This is a genomic window from Enterococcus lactis, assembly GCF_015751045.1.
In the GTDB taxonomy this organism is placed as follows: domain Bacteria; phylum Bacillota; class Bacilli; order Lactobacillales; family Enterococcaceae; genus Enterococcus_B; species Enterococcus_B lactis.
Window position 1 is genome coordinate 1 of record NZ_BNJW01000061.1, and the last position, 1,942, is coordinate 1,942.

Annotated in this window: 4 protein-coding genes; all 4 read right to left on the reverse strand. The window is 34.9% G+C overall.

Features of this window, described 5'->3' with window-relative positions; all coding sequences use genetic code 11:
• Positions 1–508 (reverse strand): IS6-like element ISS1D family transposase (locus KFO35_RS13995; protein ID WP_181728979.1); only part of this gene is annotated, 508 nt, incomplete at its 3' end.
• A gap of 389 nt (positions 509–897) precedes the next feature.
• Positions 898–1,119, reverse strand: coding sequence for a hypothetical protein (locus tag KFO35_RS14000; protein ID WP_002311006.1), 222 nt, complete (start codon positions 1,117–1,119; stop codon positions 898–900).
• A 97-nt stretch (positions 1,120–1,216) separates the two neighbouring features.
• The gene (locus KFO35_RS14005) at positions 1,217–1,462 is read right to left on the reverse strand and encodes a hypothetical protein (protein ID WP_008271463.1); all 246 of its coding nucleotides are present in this window, start codon (positions 1,460–1,462) and stop codon (positions 1,217–1,219) included.
• Between the two features lie 62 nt (positions 1,463–1,524).
• Positions 1,525–1,942: transposase (locus KFO35_RS14010; protein ID WP_211140348.1), on the reverse strand; the 418-nt coding region annotated here is incomplete at its 5' end.

Consider the following 1,942-nt stretch of genomic DNA (forward strand, 5'->3'; position numbering starts at 1 on the left):
GGTCTTGTTCTATTAAATTGTTAAGATACTTCACAGTTCGGTGCTCTGTCTTAGTATATAAACCCACACTCTGTAACTTTCTAAAGGCGGAGCCAAGAGAAGGTGCTTTATCGGTCACAATTGCTTTCGGCTCACCAAACTGTTTATGGAGTCGTTTTAAGAAATCATAGGCTGCTTGCGTATCCCGTTTCTTTCGTAACCAGATATCTAAGGTTAAGCCGTCCGCATCAATTGCACGATAAAGATAATGCCAACGTCCCTTAATTTTGATATAGGTTTCGTCCATTTTCCATGAATAGAAGGATTGTCTATTTTTCTTCTTCCAAAGATAATAGAGGACTTTGCTGTACTCTTGCACCCAACGATAAATCGTAGTATGACAAACATTTATTCCACGATCATATAACAATTCCTGAACTTCACGATAGCTTAGATTGTAACGCAGGTAGTAACCAACAGCGACAATAATGACGTCTTTTTTGAATTGTTTGCCTTTAAAATGATTCATTACTCTGTCCTCTCTGTCTTTTTTCTCAATTTTACACTAAAATAGATTTTTTGGAAAACTTTGCAACAGAACCACAGGTTTTTTATATCCACCTGTATGAACTCTATATAAAAGTTTTCCTTCAGGAAACCTAAGATTTTTGTTTTTACTATATACTTCTTCCCAGAACTTGTCCGTCTCCTTCAAATTATCTCTACCTCTCGAGTTCATTGGGTGGTTTGCCCATTTATTAAACATGTAATCACCTTTCTCATACTCATATATTTATGTCCCATTTCAATTATATTTATATATGCTTAAATAAATTTGTATCCTGAAATTTATTGTAATATGAAGCTGTATTTTACATATAGTAACCAAAGAGTTAATAAAATAAAAAGAGCGAACCACTATAGATCAGCTCTTTTTTCATTGCTGTTTTTAATCTTATCTAGAATCACTTCAAATGTTTCAAAGGTATTTACATCTAACTGACATAACCAAAGCAAGTACTTCTTTTCTTTGTAAGTCCAATCAATATTGCGGTAAGAGGACATTAGATTATGGTACCTTGCTCTTTGTTCAACTGAAGCCAATTCCCAGCGTTTTTCAAATATTTTTTCTTCTTCCATTATTGATCCCTCGCAAGACGCTACCTCAAACTTAAATAATGGGCAGCGAAAGTCTAATTCCTTAGATCTAAGTATAGCAAACAAATATGAAAAAAACTTAGAAGGTAGTAAAAGTTCTTCCGTCTTTTGCTTTGCTTCTATTCTTAATGTGTTTCGTTATCGGTGCCCTACAAAGATTTTCATTAATTACACACTCATTTATTGTTGTGTATTTTCTGACATTTCTCTCTTGATCAATTATTTTAATTCCATGGGCATCCTGATAGTTCATAGGAGAGGAGCGGCTATCAGAAATAGTTGCACCTATCTCTTGAACTTCTTTTACAACTTCTGGAAAATCCATCCATCCTGCTTCAGCTGTCAAAAGTAATAATCTATAATATTTACCCGTGGTGCTAGTTAATTTTAATATCCTAAAGAATATCTCGAAGTTCCTTCAAAACGTCGTTGTGCTCGACTTAATAGAACACTGTAAGCCAGTAATATGCTTTCAAATCTACTCTCTAGCCCTTTAACAGAACGTGAGTTGAAATTTTGACAACCTAATTTTTCTAAGGAAGAACAAACAGTCTCAACTGTTTTTCTTTGTTTTCCAAGTAAGCTGTGGTCTAGTTTTTCTGATTTATCCATGTTTTTACGTGGCGGAACGGATATAGTAATGCCCTTAAGGGCAATCTTTTCATGGATTTTATGGCTAATATATCCTTTGTCCCCTAGGATATTGGGAAGATTCGCTTCTTCCGATAAAGTCTCTAACACTTTCACGTCATGGACACCTGGATTCGTGATTGAGTAAGTAATCGGAAAGCCAGTCTTAGTAACG

Excerpts from the sequence above, each read along its gene's own strand:
- KFO35_RS14000 (WP_002311006.1), bottom strand. The coding sequence starts at position 1,119 with ATGGAAGAAGAAAAAATATTTGAAAAACGCTGGGAATTGGCTTCAGTT.
- KFO35_RS14005 (WP_008271463.1), bottom strand. The coding sequence starts at position 1,462 with ATGGATTTTCCAGAAGTTGTAAAAGAAGTTCAAGAGATAGGTGCAACT.